Source organism: Pseudomonas sp. B3G-3, from assembly GCF_028640915.1.
GTDB classification, from domain to species: domain Bacteria; phylum Pseudomonadota; class Gammaproteobacteria; order Pseudomonadales; family Pseudomonadaceae; genus Aquipseudomonas; species Aquipseudomonas chlororaphis_I.
The window spans coordinates 66,610-82,683 of record NZ_JAQZAB010000103.1; the positions used below are offsets into that span (position 1 = coordinate 66,610).

The following is a 16,074-nucleotide window of genomic DNA, read 5'->3' on the forward strand; positions in this document are numbered from 1 at the left end:
CCGGATGATGAATGAGGCCGGCGCGGCCAACGACCGCGCCGGCGGGGTTTACCAAAGAGCCAGGGTGTAGCCGAGGATCAGGCGGTTCTCGTCGAGGTCGGTGGCCAGGCCGTTGCCCGAACGAAAGGTCACGTTGCGCCAGCGGAGGCTCAGGTCCTTCAGCGGTCCACTCTGGATCACGTAGGTGATGTCGGTGTCGCGCTCGGTTTCGCGGCCGTTGTCGACAGTGCCCGCCTTGACGTGGCGGCCGTCGGTGTAGCGGGTCATGAAGGTCAGGCCGGGCAGGCCCATGGCCGCGAAGTCGTAGTCGTAGCGCAGCTGCCAGGAATCTTCCTCGGCGCGGGTGTAGGTGTTGTAGGTCACCAGGTTGACCACGTAGGGATCGCCACCGTTGAGGAACGGGAAGGCGCTGTCGCCGGACAGTTGCTGCCAGGTGGCGCTGATTTTGTGCGGGCCCTTGATCAGGCTGAACATGCTATTGAAGTTGCGGTTGTCGATCCGCCCGGCACGCTCGGCGCCGTCGCCACGGCTGTCGAAGTAGCGCAGGTCGCTGCGCAGGCTGAAGCCGCCGCCCAGGGGCTGGGTATGCAGCAGGCCGAGGTAGTGCTGGCGATAGATCTGTTCGAGCTTGCCGTAGTAATAGCTGAGGCTCAGTTGCGGGCTGAAGGCGTAGCTGGCGCCGGCGAAGTCGAAATGATCGCTGCGGGCGGCGCCATAACCGATGTCGTCGTTGCTCGAGGAATCGCGCAGGTTGGCTTCGGTCAGGCGCCCGGCATTTACCGTCAGGCCGCTGATTTCCTGGCTGGTCAGCAGGCCGCCCTGGAAGGTCGAGCCGAGCAGGCGGGTGTCGTTGTACGTCGCCACGGGCAGCAGCGGTTGCAGGGTGCCGATCTTCAAGACGCTTTTCGACAGGCGCAGCTTGCCGGTCAGGCCCAGTTCGCTGAACTCGTCCGCCGGTTCGTGGCTGTTGGGGCCGAACGGCAGCAGGCCGGTGCCACGGCGATCCGGGCTGGAGTCGAGCTTGAGCCCGAGCTCGCCAAGGGCATCCAGGCCGAAACCCAGGGTGCCCTCGGTGTAGCCGGACTCGATCCGCGCGGTGAAGCCCTGGGCCCATTCCTCGGCCTTGGACTGCGCGGCGTTGGCCTGGCGGAAGTCACGGTTGATGTAGTGGTTGCGCATTTCGATCCGTGCCTTGCTGTCACTGATGAAGTCGGCTTGTACGCTGCAGGTGAACAGGCCCAGGCCCAGCGAGGCCATGGCCGGCAGCAGGTGTTTCGGTGAGGCGATGGAAACGGGGTTCATTGTTGTTATTCCCTGTCATCGATCGGAACGGGGTCAGTGTTTGCTGGCGCCGGAGGCGCCGATGCCGGTCATCGAACGGATGAACTGCGCGAGGTAGCGACCACGCTCCAGCTCGGCCCGCGCCGAGGTGTCGGTCACCGAGAACAGCCAGGCGCTGAAGAACGCCAGGCTCATGGAGAACAGCGCCGGGTTGGAGTAGGGGAACAGCGCCCGTTCGTGATGCAGCACGTTGACCCAGACCGCCGGGCTCAGCACCAGCAGCACGATCGCCGACACCAGCCCGGCCAGGCTGCCGGTCACGGCGCCGCGGGTGGTCAGGCCTTTCCAGAACATCGAAAGGAACAGCACCGGGAAATTCACCGAGGCGGCGATGGCCAGCACCAGCCCGGACAGGAAGGCGATGTTCTGCGACTCGAACAGCAGGCCGAGGACGATCGCCAGCACGCCGATGCACAGGGTGGCGATGCGCGACACGCGCATTTCCTGCTGCTCGCTGGCCTGGCCCTTGCGCAGCACGCAGGCATACAGGTCGTGGGACACCGCCGAGGCGCCGGACAGCGCCAGGCCGGCGACCACCGCGAGGATGGTGGCGAAGGCCACCGCCGAGATGAAGCCGAGGAACAGGTTGCCGCCCACCGCCTGGGCCAGGTGCACGGCGATCATGTTGCCGCCGCCGATGATCGCGCCGTTGGCGTCGCGGAACGCCGGGTCGGTGCCGACCATGACGATCGCGCCGAAGCCGACCACGATCAGCAGCAGGTAGAAGTAGCCGATGAAGCCGGTGGCGTAGAACACGCTCTTGCGCGCTTCCTTGGCGTCGCTGACGGTAAAGAAGCGCATCAGGATATGCGGCAGGCCAGCGGTGCCGAACATCATGCCCAGGCCCAGGGAAATGGCATCGATGGGGTTCGACAGCAGCCCGCCGGGGGCCATGATCGCGCTGCCCTTGGCATGCACGGCGCTGGCCCCGGCGAACATCGCCTCGGTGCTGAAGCCGAAATGCCGGAGCACCATGAAGGCCATGAAGCTGGTGCCGAACAGCAGCATCACCGCCTTGATGATCTGCACCCAGGTGGTGGCGAGCATGCCGCCGAAGGTCACGTAGAACACCATCAGCACGCCGACCAGCATCACCGCATAGAGGTAGCTGATGCCGAACAGCAGCTCGATCAGCTTGCCGGCGCCGACCATCTGCGCCACCAGGTACATCAGGGCCACGGTCAGGGTGCCGAAGGCCGAGGTCAGGCGCACCGGGGTCTGTTCCAGGCGGTAGGACACCACGTCGGCGAAGGTGTACTTGCCCAGGTTGCGCAGGCGTTCGGCGATCAGGAACAGGATGATCGGCCAGCCGGCGAGCACGCCCAGGGCGTACAGCAATCCGTCGTAGCCGTTGAGGAACATCATCGCCGAGATGCCCAGGAAGGACGCCGCGGAGATCATGTCGCCGGCGATCGCCAGGCCGTTCTGCAAGCCGCTCATGCCGCCGCCGGCGGTATAGAAGTCGCTGGCCGAGCGGGTGCGCAGGGCGGCCCAGCGGGTGACGCCGAGGGTGAACAGGACAAACACCAGGAACATGCCGATGGCGTTCCAGTTCAAGGGGCGCGCGCTGCCTTCGGCGGCCAGTGCCAGGTCGGTGGCGAACACGCACGGCAGGGCGAACAACGCCAGCAAGGGCTTCATTGGGCGCACTCCTGCTTGAGCTTTTCGTTCAGCGGGTCGATCACGTTATTGGCGCGATAGACGTAAAAGCCGGTGAGGGCGAAGGCCAGCAGCACGATCGCCACGCCCACCAGCATGCCGACCGTGGTCACCCCGCCACTCAGCGAGCGCCCCAGGGTGCTGGGGGAAAACGCCACCAGCAGCACGAAGCCGTAGTAGATCACCAGCATGGCCAGGGTCAGGGACCAGTAGAGGTTCTGTTTGCGCCGCACCAGTTGGACGAAGTCGGGGTGCTGGCGGATCTGTTCGATGTCTTGCGGGGTCATGGGAGCGCTCTCTTGATGTTGTTTTTGTTTTGGTTGAAACGCGGTGAATTTTTTCTGTAGCCGCTGCCGCAGGCTGCGATAAGGCCGAAGGCTTTCAGCGATCTCAAGACCGTGCGCCCGCTTCGTCGGAGTGGCGCCCAAGTCGATCGCAGCCTCCGGCAGCGGCCACAGGTCAGAGCTGGTCGAAGTCCAGCACCACCTTGTCGCTGACCGGGAACGACTGGCACGACAGTACGTACCCGGCCGCCACTTCGTAGTCCTCGAGGGCGTGGTTGCTGTCCATTTCCACTTCGCCTTCGATCACCTTGCACTTGCAGGTGGAGCACACCCCGGCGCGGCACGAATAGGGCAGCTCGGCGCCCTGGGCATTGCCGGCATCGAGGATGCTCTGGCTGTTGCGCGGCAGGTCGAAGGCCAGGGCGCGACCGTCGCTGATCACGGTGATCTGGCTGACCGCCGCATCGAGCTGCCGGGCCGCCTCGCGCTCCTCGCGCTTGTGCGGGCTGCCAGCGGCGGCGAACAGCTCGAAGTGAATGCGCTCGGCGGCCATGCCGTGGGCTTTCAGGCTGTCGCGCACGGTTTCGGTCATCGCCTGCGGGCCACAGATGAAGGCGGCGTCCAGGGCCTTGACGTCGAGCCAGCGGGAAAACAGCCGGGCGCATTTGTCGGCGTCGATCCGGCCGTTGTAGAGGTCGATGTCCTGCTGTTCGCGGCTGAACACGAAGATCAGGTTCAGGCGTTGCAGGTAGCGGTTCTTCAGGTCTTCCAGCTGTTCGCGAAACAGGGCGGCGGAGCTTGCGCGGTTGCCGTACAGCAGGGTGACGCGGCTGTGGGGCTCGGTTTCCAGGGTGCTCTTGATGATCGACAGGATCGGCGTGATGCCGCTGCCGGCCGCCACCGCCAGGTACTGGCCATGGCGCACGGGGTCGAGCTGGACATGGAAGTGCCCGGCCGGCGGCATCACGTCCAGGCAATGCCCGGGCTTGAGCCGGTCATTGGCGAACGCCGAAAAGCGCCCGCCGGCCACGCGCTTCACGGCAATGCGCAGCTCGCCGTCGTTGACCCCGGCGCAGATCGAATAGGAGCGGCGCACTTCCTCGCCATCCAGTTGGGTGCGCATTACCAGGTGCTGGCCCTGGGTGAAATGAAAGCTGTCCTGCAGGTGCTGCGGAATCTCGAAGGCGATGGACACCGCGTCGCGGGTTTCGCTGCGCACATCCTTGATGGTCAGGCTGTGGAATTTGCTCATGGTTGTTCTCCCACTGACACGGCGTCAGATGCACTTGAAATAGTCGAACGGCTCCAGGCAGTCCCGGCAGCGATACAGCGCCTTGCAGGCGGTCGAGCCGAACTCGCTGAGCTGTTCGGTGTGGCTGCTGCCACATTGCGGACAACAGATGGCAGCGCTTTCGCCCAGCAGGCTGCGCTTGCTGCTACTGCCCACAGGCGGGGCGATGCCGTAGGCCCGCAGCCGTTCGCGGCCGCTGGCGGTGATCCAGTCGGTGCTCCAGGCCGGGGTCAGTCGGCGTTGCAGGCGGGGCGCGGGAAACCCGGCGAGTTCCAGGGCGGCACGGATATCGCCCTCGATCACCTCGGTGGCCGGGCAGCCGGAATAGGTCGGGGTGACCACCACCTGCAGGTGGCCGTCGTGCCAGCCGAGGTCGCGGACGATGCCCAGCTCCACCACGCTGACCACCGGCACCTCCGGGTCCATGACCGCGCCGAGGATGTTCCAGGCCGCCTCCAGGTCGCCCGGTTGCAGGGCACGGGCGCCACGGTCGCTGGAAATCAGCTCACCAGGTCGCATCGGGGTACGCTCGTGGCAGCGCCTGCATTTCCGCCAGCAGAATGCCCAGGTGTTCGCTGTGCAGGCCGCGGCGGGCGTCCAGGTAGAAATGGCTGGGGGCCGCTGGCAGGGGCAGGGTGGCGCTGGCGAAGATCCGCGTCACCGTGGCCTGCCAGGCGCTGGCGACCTGCGCGGGGTCGGCGATGAGGCCGGCGTCGTGCAGGTGGTTTTCGCTGTCGTCGCCGCTGATCAACTCGACGGTGAAGCGCCAGAGCAGGGGGATCGCCTCCAGCATGCGCTGGTGGCTGTGCTCGGTGCCGTCGCCCAGGCGCTCGACCCATTCGCTGGAGCGGCGCAGGTGATAAGTGACTTCCTTCACCGCCTTGGCGGCGATCCCGGCGATGCGCTCGTCGCTGGACCGGGCCAGGCCCTTGAGCACTTCCAGGTGCCAGGCGTCGTAGAGAAACTGCTTGAGCAGGGTCACGGCGAAATCGCCGTTGGGCTGCTCCACCAGCAGCAGGTTGCGATAGGCCCGCTCGTCGCGGCGGAACGCCAGGTGGTCGGCGTCGCGGCCGTCGTCCAGCAGTTCGGCGGCGTAGTCCAGCCAGTTGCGGGCCTGGCCCACCAGGTCGAGGCCGACGTTCATCAGCGCCAGTTCTTCCTCCAGGGCCGGCGCGCGGCCGCACCACTGGCACAGGCGCTGGCCCTGGACCAGGGCGCTGTCGCCCAGGCGCAGCAGGTACTGGATCAATTCGTTTTGCGTGTTCATGGTCGACCTCACATGTGCCCGACTTCGGCCGGCAGTTCGTAGAAGCTGGCGTGGCGATAGACCTTGTCGTCCGCCGGGTCGAACAGCGGGTCCTTTTCATCCGGGGACGAGGCGACGATCAGCGCCGAGGGCACCACCCACAGGCTCACGCCTTCGCTGCGGCGGGTGTAGAGCTCGCGGGCGTTCTCGATGGCCATGGCGCTGTCGGCGGCGTGCACGCTGCCGACGTGCTTGTGGTTGAGCCCGTGCTTGCTGCGCACGAAGACTTCGAAGAGGGTCCATTCAGACATAAGGGTGACTCCACATCAGGGGCTGAAGCGCTGTGGCCCTGGCCGCGGGTTGCCGCGGCCAGGGTTCACGCGGCGTTTTTATTGGCTTTCTTGCGGGCGTGGGCGACCGCGGCTTCGCGGACCCAGGCGCCATCCTCGATGGCCTTGCGCCGGGTGGCGACGCGTTCCTGGTTACACGGGCCGTTGCCCTTGAGCACTTCGTAGAATTCGTCCCACTGGATCTCGCCGAAGTCGTAGTGGCCGCGTTCGGCGTTCCACTTCAAGTCCGGGTCCGGGCAGGTGCAGCCGAGCAGTTCCAGCTGCGGGATGGTCTGGTCGATGAAGCGCTGGCGCAGTTCGTCGTTACTCTGGCGCTTGATCTTCCAGGCCATGGACTGCGCGCTGTTGGGCGAGTGTTCGTCGCTGGGGCCGAACATCATCAGGGCCGGCCACCACAGGCGGTTGATGGCGTCCTGGACCATGTCCTTCTGCGCCTGGTTGCCCTCGCGCATCAGGGTCAGGAGGATTTCGTAGCCCTGGCGCTGGTGGAAGCTCTCTTCCTTGCAGATGCGCACCATGGCCCGGGAGTAGGGGCCGTAGGAGGTGCGCTGCAGCACCACCTGATTGACGATCGCCGCGCCGTCCACCAGCCAGCCCACCGCGCCCATGTCGGCCCAGTTCAGCGTCGGGTAGTTGAAGATGCTCGAGTACTTGGCGCGGCCGCTGTGCAGCTTGGCGATTTCCTCGTCGCGGTCGGCGCCCAGGGTTTCCATCGCGCTGTACAGGTACAGGCCGTGGCCGGCTTCGTCCTGGATCTTGGCCATCAGTTGCAGCTTGCGCTTGAGGGTCGGGGCGCGGGTCACCCAGTTGCCTTCGGGCAGCATGCCGACGATTTCCGAATGGGCGTGCTGGGAAATCTGCCGGATCAGGGTTTGCCGATAGGCATCCGGCATCCAGTTCTTGGCTTCGATCTTGATTTCCGAATCGATTTTTTCCTGGAAGGCACGTTCCTGTTCGGACATCTCCGAACGGGGCTTGATGCTTTTGACTCCGGTCTCTACCAGCTGTGCGTACATGGTGCGTCTCCTGCCGTGAAGGATTGCCTGGGCATGGAGAACTTTATATGTGATACAAAAATAAATATCAAACACAAAATAACGTGTCGTATATGTTTTTGTATCGCTTTGCCCGGCAAGGGTTTTCCCTCGGGCAAAAAAAGCCCCGCCGAAGCGGGGTTTTAAGCTTGGAAAGGCCTATTTCTGCCGATTGTCCACCACGTGGCTGGCCTTGCCCTCGGAGCGCTTGAGGGAAAAGGCCGGGCGCAAAACGATACGCGAGCTGATGCCGATGTAGGTTTTGATGTGCCGGCTCAGTTCGTCGCAGATGGCTTTCTGCTGCTCGTCGCCCAGCTGTCGGTGCTCGTTCTTGAGCTCCACATGCACCTCGACGCTGTCGAGGTTGCCGTTGCGGTACAGGTGGATCTCGTAGCATTCGCAGAGTTGCCGGACCTTGAGCACCTGCTCCTCGATCTGCGTGGGGAACACGTTGACCCCGCGAATGATCAGCATGTCGTCGCTGCGCCCGGTGATCTTGTCGATACGCCGCATGGGCCGCGCCGTACCGGGCAGCAGGCGGGTCAGGTCGCGGGTGCGGTAGCGGATCATCGGCAGGGCTTCCTTGCTCAGCGAGGTGAACACCAGCTCGCCCATCTGGCCATCCGGCAACACCTGGCCGGTCACCGGGTCGATGATCTCGGGGTAGAAGTGGTCCTCCCAGATGGTCGGCCCGTCCTTGGTCTCGGCGCATTCCATGGCCACGCCGGGGCCCATGATTTCCGAGAGTCCGTAGATATCCAGCGCGGTGATGCCCAGGCGCTGCTCGATGGCGCTGCGCAGTTCGGCGGTCCAGGGTTCGGCGCCGAAGATCCCCAGGCGCAGGGCGAGCTTTTGCGGATCGATGCCCTGGCGCTCGATCTCGTCGGCGATGTTGAGCATGTAGGAGGGCGTGACCATGATGATGTCCGGCTGGAAGTCCTTGATCAGCTGCACCTGTTTTTCGGTCTGGCCACCGGACATCGGGATCACCGTGCAGCCCAGGCGCTCGGCGCCGTAGTGCGCCCCCAGGCCGCCGGTGAACAGGCCGTAGCCGTAGGACACATGGACCTTGTCGCCACGCCGGCCGCCGGCGGCGCGAATCGAGCGCGCGACCACCCTGGCCCAGGTGTCGATGTCGTTCTGGGTGTAGCCGACCACCGTCGGCTTGCCGGTGGTGCCGCTGGAGGCGTGCAGGCGCACCACATCCTGGATCGGCACGGCGAACATGCCGTAGGGGTAGTTGTCGCGCAGGTCGGACTTGCTGGTGAACGGGAACTTCGCCAGGTCCTCCAGGCTGCGCACATCGTCGGGGTGCACGCCCAGCGCGTCGAAGCGCTGACGGTACAGCGGCACATTCCGGTAGGCGTGGTTCAGGCTCCAGCGCAGGCGTTCCAGTTGATGCTGGCGCAACTGGTCGACGCTGGCGGTTTCCAGCGGGTCCAGCAGAGGATCAAGCACGGCTTTGGCAATTGGCATGTTCATGGCTTCACTCGAATTATTGTTGTGTCGAGCCGCCGGCGGGCGACTCCTGAGTGCCTGCGCCCAGGATACCCGCGGGGGGCTCCGGGCGCGGGTGTATCTGGTCTTAAACTCGTTCGACGATCAGGGCGATGCCCTGGCCCACACCGATGCACATGGTGCACAAGGCGTAGCGACCCTGGCGTTGCTCCAGTTCGTGCAGCGCGGTGGTCACCAGGCGCGCGCCGCTCATGCCCAGGGGGTGGCCCAGGGCGATCGCGCCGCCGTTGGGGTTGACCCGCTCGTCGTCGTCCGCCAGGCCCAGCTCGCGCAGCACCGCCAGGCCCTGGGCGGCGAACGCTTCGTTGAGTTCGATCACGTCCATGTCCGCCAGGCTCAGCCGGGCCAGCTCCAGCACCTTGCGCGTGGCCGGCACCGGGCCGATGCCCATGATCCGTGGCTCGACCCCGGCGGTGGCCATGGCGACCACCCGACCACGCGCCTTGAGGCCGTAGCGTTGCGCGGTTACCGCGTTGGCCAGCAACAGGGCGCAGGCACCGTCGTTGACCCCCGAGGCGTTGCCCGCGGTGACGCTGCCGCCCTGGCGGAATGGCGTGCCGAGCTTCTGCAGCTGTTCGAGGGTGGTGTCGCCCCTCGGATGCTCGTCGTGCTCGACCAGGGTCGGCGGGCCTTTGCGCTGGGGAATGGACACCGCGACTATTTCCCTGGCCAGGCGTCCGCTGGCTTGCGCCGCCGCGGCCCGCTGCTGGCTGCGCAGGGCGAAGGTGTCCTGGTCGGCGCGGGAAATGCCGAACTGCGCGGCGACGTTTTCCGCGGTTTCCGGCATCGAGTCGATGCCGAAGCCTTGTTCCATCAGCGGATTGACGAAGCGCCAGCCGATGGTGGTGTCGAACAGCTCGGCCTGGCGGGAAAACGCGGTCTGCGCCTTGCCCATCACCAGCGGCGCGCGGGACATCGATTCGACGCCGCCGGCCAGCACCAGCCGGGCCTCGCCACAACGCAGGGCGCGGGCGGCGGTGCCGATGGCGTCCAGGCCGGAGCCGCACAAGCGGTTGAGGGTGGTACCGGGGACCTCCACCGGCAACCCGGCGAGCAGCGCCGACATGCGCGCCACGTTGCGGTTGTCTTCGCCGGCCTGGTTGGCGCAGCCGTAGATCACTTCGTCGACCCGGCTCCAGTCGACTCCGGGATTACGCTGCATCAGGGCGCGCAACGGCACTGCGCCCAGGTCGTCGGCGCGCACGCTGCTCAGGGCGCCGCCGTAACGGCCGATGGGGGTGCGGACTGCATCGATGATCAGGGCGTCATTCATTGGGGGTCTCCTGCGCCAGCACCGGGCCGCGCACTTTGTAGGATTTGCCGTGGAACAGGGCGATCAGCACGCCATGCTGGTTTTCGATCCGCACGTCGTAGTTGCCGGTGCGGCCGCTGCGGCTTTGCTCGATGCAGTCGGCGGTCAGGGTGTCGCCGAGGCGGGCCGGGGCGATGTAGTCGATGCTGCAGCCGATGGCCACCGTGGCTTCGTCGTAGGTATTGCAGGCCAGGGCGAAGGCCGAGTCCGCCAGGGTGAACAGCAAGCCACCGTGGCAAGTGCCGTGGCCTTGCAGCATGTCTTCGCGCACGCTCATGCCCAGCCGGGCGGCGCCGGGCGCCACCGACAGCAGGCGCATGCCCAGCGCCTGGCTGGCGTTGTCGCGTTTGAACAGGCTCTGGGCGCACGCGCTGGCCAGGCTCATGGCAGGGTGATCAAGCATGCAGCGTCCTCCCTTCGGCAACCCGGCGGCGCAACAGCAGGGACGGTCGATAACGTTCCTCGCCGTAGGCGGCCTGCAGGTTTTGCAGGACCTCGAGCACCCATGGCAGGCCCAGGCGGTCGGCCCAGGCCAGGGGGCCTTCTGGATAATTGACCCCGGCGCGCATCGCCAGGTCGATGTCCACCGCCGAGGCCACGCCTTGCAGCAAGGCGTCGGCGGCCTCGTTGGCGAGCATCGCCACGGTGCGCAGGACCAGCAGCCCCGGGCTGTCGCTGAGCTGGCTGACCTTGAACCCGGCGCGTTGCAACAGTGCCACCGCCTGGTCGCGGGCCAGTGGGCTGGTGCCGGCGCAGCAGCTGATGGCCAGGCGGCCAGCGCTGGCATAGTCATGGGCCAGGTCCAGCAGGATCAGGTTGCTCAAACCGTGGTCGCGGGCGCGCTGGCTGGCCAGGCGCCCGTCGCTGACAGCCAGTACTGCGTCGCCGACCCGCAACAGGCCAGGGCCGTCGCGCTCGACCAGGCGCACGCCGGACTCGCGCAGGCGTTGCAGCAAACCTTGGGCAACCCCCAGGTCGCCCTCGACCACACAGTGTTCGATGGGCTGATCGCTGTGCAGCTCGACAGGGGCTGGGCGTTCGGCGCCCTCGGCATAGGAATAGAAGCCCTGGCCACTCTTGCGGCCGAAATGCCCGGCATCCACCAGTTCCTGCTGGATCAGTGACGGCTGAAAGCGCATGTCGCCGTAATAGGCCTCGAAGACCGAGCGGGTCACTGCGTAGTTGACGTCATGGCCGATCAGGTCCGTCAGCTCGAAGGCACCCATGGCAAAACCACCGGCTTCGCGCAGCAGGGCGTCGAGGGTGGCGCAGTCGCTGGCGCCTTCCTGCAACAGGCGCAGGCTTTCGGCGTAGAACGGCCGGGCCACGCGATTGACGATAAAGCCCGGGGTGGAGCGGGTGTGCACCGGCTTCTTGCCCCAGTTTGTCGCGGTGTCGTAAAGGCACTGCGCCAGTTGCCGGTCGCTGGCCAGCCCCGAGACGACCTCGACCAGCGGCATCACCGGCGCCGGGTTGAAAAAGTGCAGGCCCAGCAGGCGTTCGGGATGCTTCAGGCCGGCGGCGATGCGGGTGATCGACAGCGAAGAGGTGTTGCTGGCGAGGATGCAACTGTCGCGGCACAGGCTTTCCAGTTGGCGAAACAGCTCACGCTTGGCTTCGAGGTTCTCGGCGATGGCTTCGACGATCAGCTCGCTGTCGGCCAGTTGCTCGATGGATTCGGCGGCCTGCAACCGGGCCATGCTTGCCCTGTGCGCCTGGGCGTCGAGCTTGCCGTTGGCCACGCGCCTGGCGAGTTGCCGGTCGATGCCGGCGATGGCTTGCGCCGCGGCACCCGGGCGGTTGTCCAGCAGCCAGACCGGGTGGCCGGCCTGGGCCGCGACCTGGGCGATGCCGGCGCCCATCGCGCCGGCGCCGATCACCGCGACACGGGCCTGGAGTGTCAGTGCGCTCATGTTCAGCGCCCCTTGAAGGTCGGTGTGCGTTTGTCCATGAAGGCACTCACGCCTTCGCGGTAATCCTCGCTGCGCCCGGCCAGGCGTTGCAGGTCTTTTTCCAGTTCCAGCTGTTCGTCGAAGCTGTTGTTCAGGCTGGCGTTGAGGCTGCGCTTGATCAGCGCCAGGCCGTAGGTCGGCTGGGTGGCCAGGTGGCGTGCGAGCTTGAGGGCTTCGTCACGCAACTCGGCATCTTCGACGCAGCGATAGATCAGGCCCCATTGCTCGGCCTGTTCGGCCGTCAGGCGATTGCCCAGCAGGGCCAGGGCCTTGGCCCGCGCCATGCCGACCAGGCGCGGCAAGGTCCAGGTTCCGCCGGAGTCGGGGATCAGGCCGATCTTGCAGAACGCCTGGATAAAGCTGGCCGAACGACCGGCCAGCACCAGGTCGCAGGCCAGGGGAATGTTGGCCCCGGCCCCGGCGGCCACGCCGTTCACCGCGCAGATCACCGGCAGCGGCAGGTCGCGCAACTGGCGGATCAGCGGGTTGTAGAAACGTTCGATGGACTCGCCCAGGTCCGGCACCTCCGCGCCGGGGGCGACGTTGCGGTCGCTCAGGTCCTGGCCGGCACAGAAGCCACGGCCTTCGCCGGTCAACAGCAGCACCCGGGCCTCGGGATTGGCGCGCACCTGCTTGAGCGCTTCGCGGACCTCGCCATGCATCTGCGCATTGAAGCTGTTGAGCTGCTCGGGGCGGTTCAGGCTGAGGAGGGCGACGCCGGCCTCGACGGAAAACAGGATGTGTTCGAAGTTCATGGTTCTGGCGCTCTCTGACGGGTCGTGTGAGTCGTTGGCCGCTGCGGCGGCCTAGTAGCCGGTGAAGCTGGGCCGGCGTTTTTCCTGGAAGGCGCGGATGCCTTCTTCGCGGTCGCGGGTGCCGGCCAGCACCGTGAAGGCGTGGCGCTCGAAGCGCAGGCCGCTGGCGAGGTCGGTGTCCAGCGCCTTGAGCAGCGCCTCCTTGGCCAGGCGCAGGGCCAGCGGCGCCTTGCCGGCGATCAGCCGCGCCAGCTGCAGGGCACGCTCGACCGTGAGTTCCGGTTGGGTGACCTCGCTGACCAGGCCGGCGCGCAAGGCATGGCGGGCATCGATCGACTCGCCGCCGAGGACCATCTGCATGGCCAGGGATTTGCCGACCGCTCGCAGCAGGCGCTGGGTGCCGCCGGCGCCGGGCATGATCCCGAGGTTGATTTCCGGCTGGCCGAAGCGCGCGTCCTCGCCGGCGATCAGGATGTCGGCGTGCATGGCCAGCTCGCAGCCGCCGCCGAGGGCAAAGCCGTTGACCGCGGCGATCAGCGGTTTGCTGAAGCCGGTGATCTGCTGCCAGGAAGCCTGGCGCGGGTCGTTGAGGATGCCGGTGAGGTCGCGCTCGGCCATTTCATTGATGTCGGCGCCGGCGGCGAATGCCTTGCGGCTGCCGGTCAGCACCACGACCCGGGTCTCGCTGTCGGCCTGGGCGGCGTCCAGGGCGGCTGCCAGTTCGCCGAGCAATTCGGTGGTCAGGGCATTCAGGGCGGCGGGGCGTTGCAGGGTAATCAGTCGAACGCCGCCATCGAGGTTTTCGACAGCAAGGGTTTGAGGCATGGCGGATGCCCTCACGGTGCACGCTCGGCGCAGGGCCGGGTCATTATTGGATCGGCTGGGGAGCCGGTTTTCGCCGAGTATATCGCCAATGCGATACATAAATGCAATGTAAAAATATGATTAGTGTGTCTTTATGTTGAAGATTTGAGTCTGTTGCGCCAGGACGGAGAGGGGCGATCAAGTCGTGATTTTCCAGATTTTATCGGGGTTTGTGGCCTTTGTCTGGCGGCCTTCGCTGAGTAGAGACGCGATACTGTTTTTCCGCTTTTTCGTTTAAGCTTGATGTGATACAAAATAAATCCTGATCGGCATCGCTTTGCGCGCTATGTCGACTTGCCGCCTAGCCAAGGAGTACCTCATGACCTGCTACAGCCTCGACGGCCTGACCCCGGTGGTCCATCCCAGTGCTTATGTGCATCCGTCCGCCGTGCTGATCGGTGACGTGATAGTCGGTGCCCATTGCTACATCGGCCCGCTGGCCAGCCTGCGCGGTGATTTCGGGCGGATCGTGCTGGAGGAGGGGGCCAACCTGCAGGACACCTGTGTGATGCACGGCTTTCCCGACAGCGACACGGTGGTCGAGCGCAACGGCCATATCGGCCACGGCGCGGTGCTGCATGGTTGCCGGATCGGCGCCGATGCGCTGGTGGGGATGAATGCTGTGGTGATGGACAACGCCCGGATCGCGCCACGCTGCTTCGTGTCCGCGGCGGCCTTCGTCAAGGCCGGCTTCGAGTGTGCGGAGCAGTCGCTGGTCATGGGCGCCCCGGCCAGTGTCAAACGCCGCCTCAGCGACGAAGAGCTGCACTGGAAGCAGGCCGGCACCCGTGAATACCAACAGCTGGCCAGGCGCTGCCTGGAGCAGATGCAGGTCTGTGAGCCGCTCGCGGAGCCCGAAGCCAATCGCCCGCGTATCACCGACAGCGGCCTGCGCCCGAAAAATACCGCCCAGTGAACAACCAGGGCACAGTGGGTCGTGCGCTCCAGGCCACTCCAAGCCGGTGAAACCCGGTATATTTCTTCCTTTTTGTCCGGTACGCCCATGTCGTCCCTAGCACCTTTGAATCACCTTGTGACCCGTTTCCAGGAGCAGACGCCGATTCGCGCCAGTTCCCTGATCATTACCCTGTACGGCGATGCCATCGAACCCCACGGCGGTACGGTATGGCTGGGCAGCCTGATCCAGTTGCTCGAACCCATCGGCATCAACGAGCGACTGATCCGCACCTCGATCTTCCGCCTGACCAAGGAAGGCTGGCTGACCGCCGAGAAAGTCGGGCGCCGCAGCTATTACAGCCTGACCGGTACCGGCCGCCGGCGTTTCGACAAGGCCTTCAAGCGGGTCTACAACGCCAGCGTGCCGGCCTGGGACGGTTCCTGGTGCCTGGTGATGCTGTCGCAGCTCGGCCAGGACAAGCGCAAGCAGGTGCGCGAAGAGCTGGAGTGGCAAGGTTTTGGCGCGATTTCGCCGGTGCTGCTGGCCTGTCCGCGCAGCGATCGGGCGGATATCAACGCGACCCTGGTGGACCTCGGCGCCCAGGAAGACACCATTGTGTTCGAGACCACCGCCCAGGACGTGCTGGCCTCCAAGGCGCTGCGCCTGCAGGTGCGCGAAAGCTGGAACATCGACGAATTGGCGGCTCATTACAGCGAGTTCATCCAGCTGTTCCGGCCGCTGTGGCAAGCGCTGCGCGAGCAGGAGCAACTGCAGCCGGCCGATTGTTTCCTGGCGCGCCTGCTGCTGATCCACGAATACCGCAAACTGCTGCTGCGCGATCCGCAGCTGCCGGACGAACTGCTCCCTGGTGACTGGGAAGGCCGGGCGGCGCGCCAGCTCTGCCGCAACATCTATCGTCTGATCTACGCCAAGGCCGAGGAATGGCTCAACGACGCGCTGGAAAACGCCGACGGTCCGTTGCCCGACGCCGGCGAAAGTTTCTATCGGCGGTTTGGCGGTTTGAAGTAAGGCGCTCGCAAAGTGTCCCCCGGATACTGACTGATCAGGTTTTTGGCCGCAGGGTGTCGCCACGGTCGTGCAGGATGGCATCAGCCCGCTTGCCGATCCGGCAGCTGCGGTTTTGTCACTTGTGGTGCGAACCCTCGTACTTGAATTCGACGAGCAGCAGGCGTACCGGTCGCCATCGCCGATATAAGCCACATCCGGACGCCCTGCCTGTTGCAAAGACCCTCAGGATCGTCGGCAGCCCTGGCTGCGATCTCGTCAACCTTCCCGGATAGAAGTGCTCGCCGGACAAAACTGTTCCCGGTTTCTCCCCCTCCATCAAAGACTTGCGCCCCGATACAGAGTTGGGGCGGCGGCGAACTGCTGTCGATCGGAGCGATAACCCCGGATAGGACCCAGTCCTTGTGTTCAGATATTGCCGTGGAGATTCTGCTTGATTCTCTTTTTTAGTTAAGTTTTATCTTATGAGTGCAAAGGAAATATCTTATAGATATTGGGTTTTCGTTAAATATATTATTTCGCGAGAATTCGTGAGTGCGTATCT

16 protein-coding genes are annotated in these 16,074 nt (G+C 65.4%); 2 read left to right on the forward strand and 14 right to left on the reverse strand.

The window, feature by feature from the left end:
- Positions 1-48: 48 nt before the first annotated feature.
- The 14 genes from PVZ80_RS13860 to paaF form a co-directional block, all read right to left on the reverse strand.
- Positions 49-1,302, reverse strand: a complete 1,254-nt coding sequence (locus PVZ80_RS13860) for an OprD family porin (RefSeq protein ID WP_009048867.1) — start codon at positions 1,300-1,302, stop codon at positions 49-51.
- 33 nt (positions 1,303-1,335) lie between these two features.
- Positions 1,336-2,982 (reverse strand): cation acetate symporter, encoded by a 1,647-nt coding sequence (locus tag PVZ80_RS13865; protein WP_028682388.1) that lies wholly within the window; start codon positions 2,980-2,982, stop codon positions 1,336-1,338.
- Positions 2,979-3,287 carry a DUF485 domain-containing protein gene (locus PVZ80_RS13870; protein WP_009048869.1) on the reverse strand — a complete coding sequence of 103 codons (309 nt, stop codon included), beginning with the start codon at positions 3,285-3,287 and terminating at the stop codon, positions 2,979-2,981. Before PVZ80_RS13870 ends, PVZ80_RS13865 begins: the two co-directional genes overlap by 4 nt.
- Positions 3,288-3,459: 172 nt before the next feature.
- On the reverse strand, positions 3,460-4,536 hold the full coding sequence (gene paaE / locus PVZ80_RS13875) for a 1,2-phenylacetyl-CoA epoxidase subunit PaaE (protein ID WP_053268975.1): 1,077 nt from the start codon (positions 4,534-4,536) through the stop codon (positions 3,460-3,462).
- Positions 4,537-4,560: 24 nt separating this feature from the next.
- On the reverse strand, positions 4,561-5,094 hold the full coding sequence (gene paaD / locus PVZ80_RS13880; protein ID WP_053268976.1) for a 1,2-phenylacetyl-CoA epoxidase subunit PaaD: 534 nt from the start codon (positions 5,092-5,094) through the stop codon (positions 4,561-4,563).
- Positions 5,081-5,842: a 1,2-phenylacetyl-CoA epoxidase subunit PaaC gene (paaC, locus tag PVZ80_RS13885; RefSeq protein WP_124301541.1), complete on the reverse strand. Its 762-nt coding sequence runs from the start codon at positions 5,840-5,842 to the stop codon at positions 5,081-5,083. The genes paaD and paaC overlap by 14 nt, the downstream gene beginning before the upstream one ends.
- Positions 5,843-5,850: 8 nt before the next feature.
- Positions 5,851-6,132, reverse strand: a complete 282-nt coding sequence (gene paaB, locus PVZ80_RS13890) for a 1,2-phenylacetyl-CoA epoxidase subunit PaaB (RefSeq protein WP_007926505.1) — start codon at positions 6,130-6,132, stop codon at positions 5,851-5,853.
- A 65-nt stretch (positions 6,133-6,197) separates the two neighbouring features.
- Positions 6,198-7,187, reverse strand: coding sequence for a 1,2-phenylacetyl-CoA epoxidase subunit PaaA (gene paaA, locus PVZ80_RS13895; protein ID WP_016704782.1), 990 nt, complete (start codon positions 7,185-7,187; stop codon positions 6,198-6,200).
- 177 nt (positions 7,188-7,364) lie between these two features.
- The gene (paaK, locus tag PVZ80_RS13900; protein WP_016704783.1) at positions 7,365-8,687 is read right to left on the reverse strand and encodes a phenylacetate--CoA ligase PaaK; all 1,323 of its coding nucleotides are present in this window, start codon (positions 8,685-8,687) and stop codon (positions 7,365-7,367) included.
- Positions 8,688-8,790: 103 nt separating this feature from the next.
- Complete coding sequence (gene pcaF / locus PVZ80_RS13905; protein ID WP_273864073.1) at positions 8,791-9,996, reverse strand: 3-oxoadipyl-CoA thiolase; 1,206 nt, start codon at positions 9,994-9,996, stop codon at positions 8,791-8,793.
- Positions 9,989-10,438, reverse strand: a complete 450-nt coding sequence (gene paaI, locus PVZ80_RS13910; protein WP_016704785.1) for a hydroxyphenylacetyl-CoA thioesterase PaaI — start codon at positions 10,436-10,438, stop codon at positions 9,989-9,991. Before paaI ends, pcaF begins: the two co-directional genes overlap by 8 nt.
- Positions 10,431-11,948 (reverse strand): 3-hydroxyacyl-CoA dehydrogenase PaaH, encoded by a 1,518-nt coding sequence (gene paaH / locus PVZ80_RS13915; RefSeq protein WP_273864074.1) that lies wholly within the window; start codon positions 11,946-11,948, stop codon positions 10,431-10,433. Before paaH ends, paaI begins: the two co-directional genes overlap by 8 nt.
- Positions 11,949-11,950: 2 nt before the next feature.
- Entirely contained in the window at positions 11,951-12,742 is a 792-nt protein-coding gene (gene paaG / locus PVZ80_RS13920) for a 2-(1,2-epoxy-1,2-dihydrophenyl)acetyl-CoA isomerase PaaG (RefSeq protein ID WP_028682380.1), read from the reverse strand.
- A gap of 51 nt (positions 12,743-12,793) precedes the next feature.
- Positions 12,794-13,567 carry a 2,3-dehydroadipyl-CoA hydratase PaaF gene (gene paaF / locus PVZ80_RS13925; protein ID WP_273864075.1) on the reverse strand — a complete coding sequence of 258 codons (774 nt, stop codon included), beginning with the start codon at positions 13,565-13,567 and terminating at the stop codon, positions 12,794-12,796.
- Between the two features lie 358 nt (positions 13,568-13,925).
- Between paaF and paaY the strand changes: the two genes are divergently transcribed.
- Both paaY and paaX read left to right on the forward strand, forming a co-directional pair.
- A complete protein-coding gene (paaY, locus tag PVZ80_RS13930; RefSeq protein WP_009048880.1) occupies positions 13,926-14,522 on the forward strand; it encodes a phenylacetic acid degradation protein PaaY in 597 nt (198 codons plus the stop codon).
- Between the two features lie 87 nt (positions 14,523-14,609).
- A complete protein-coding gene (paaX, locus tag PVZ80_RS13935; protein ID WP_273864076.1) occupies positions 14,610-15,533 on the forward strand; it encodes a phenylacetic acid degradation operon negative regulatory protein PaaX in 924 nt (307 codons plus the stop codon).
- The last annotated feature ends 541 nt before the right edge of the window (positions 15,534-16,074 follow it).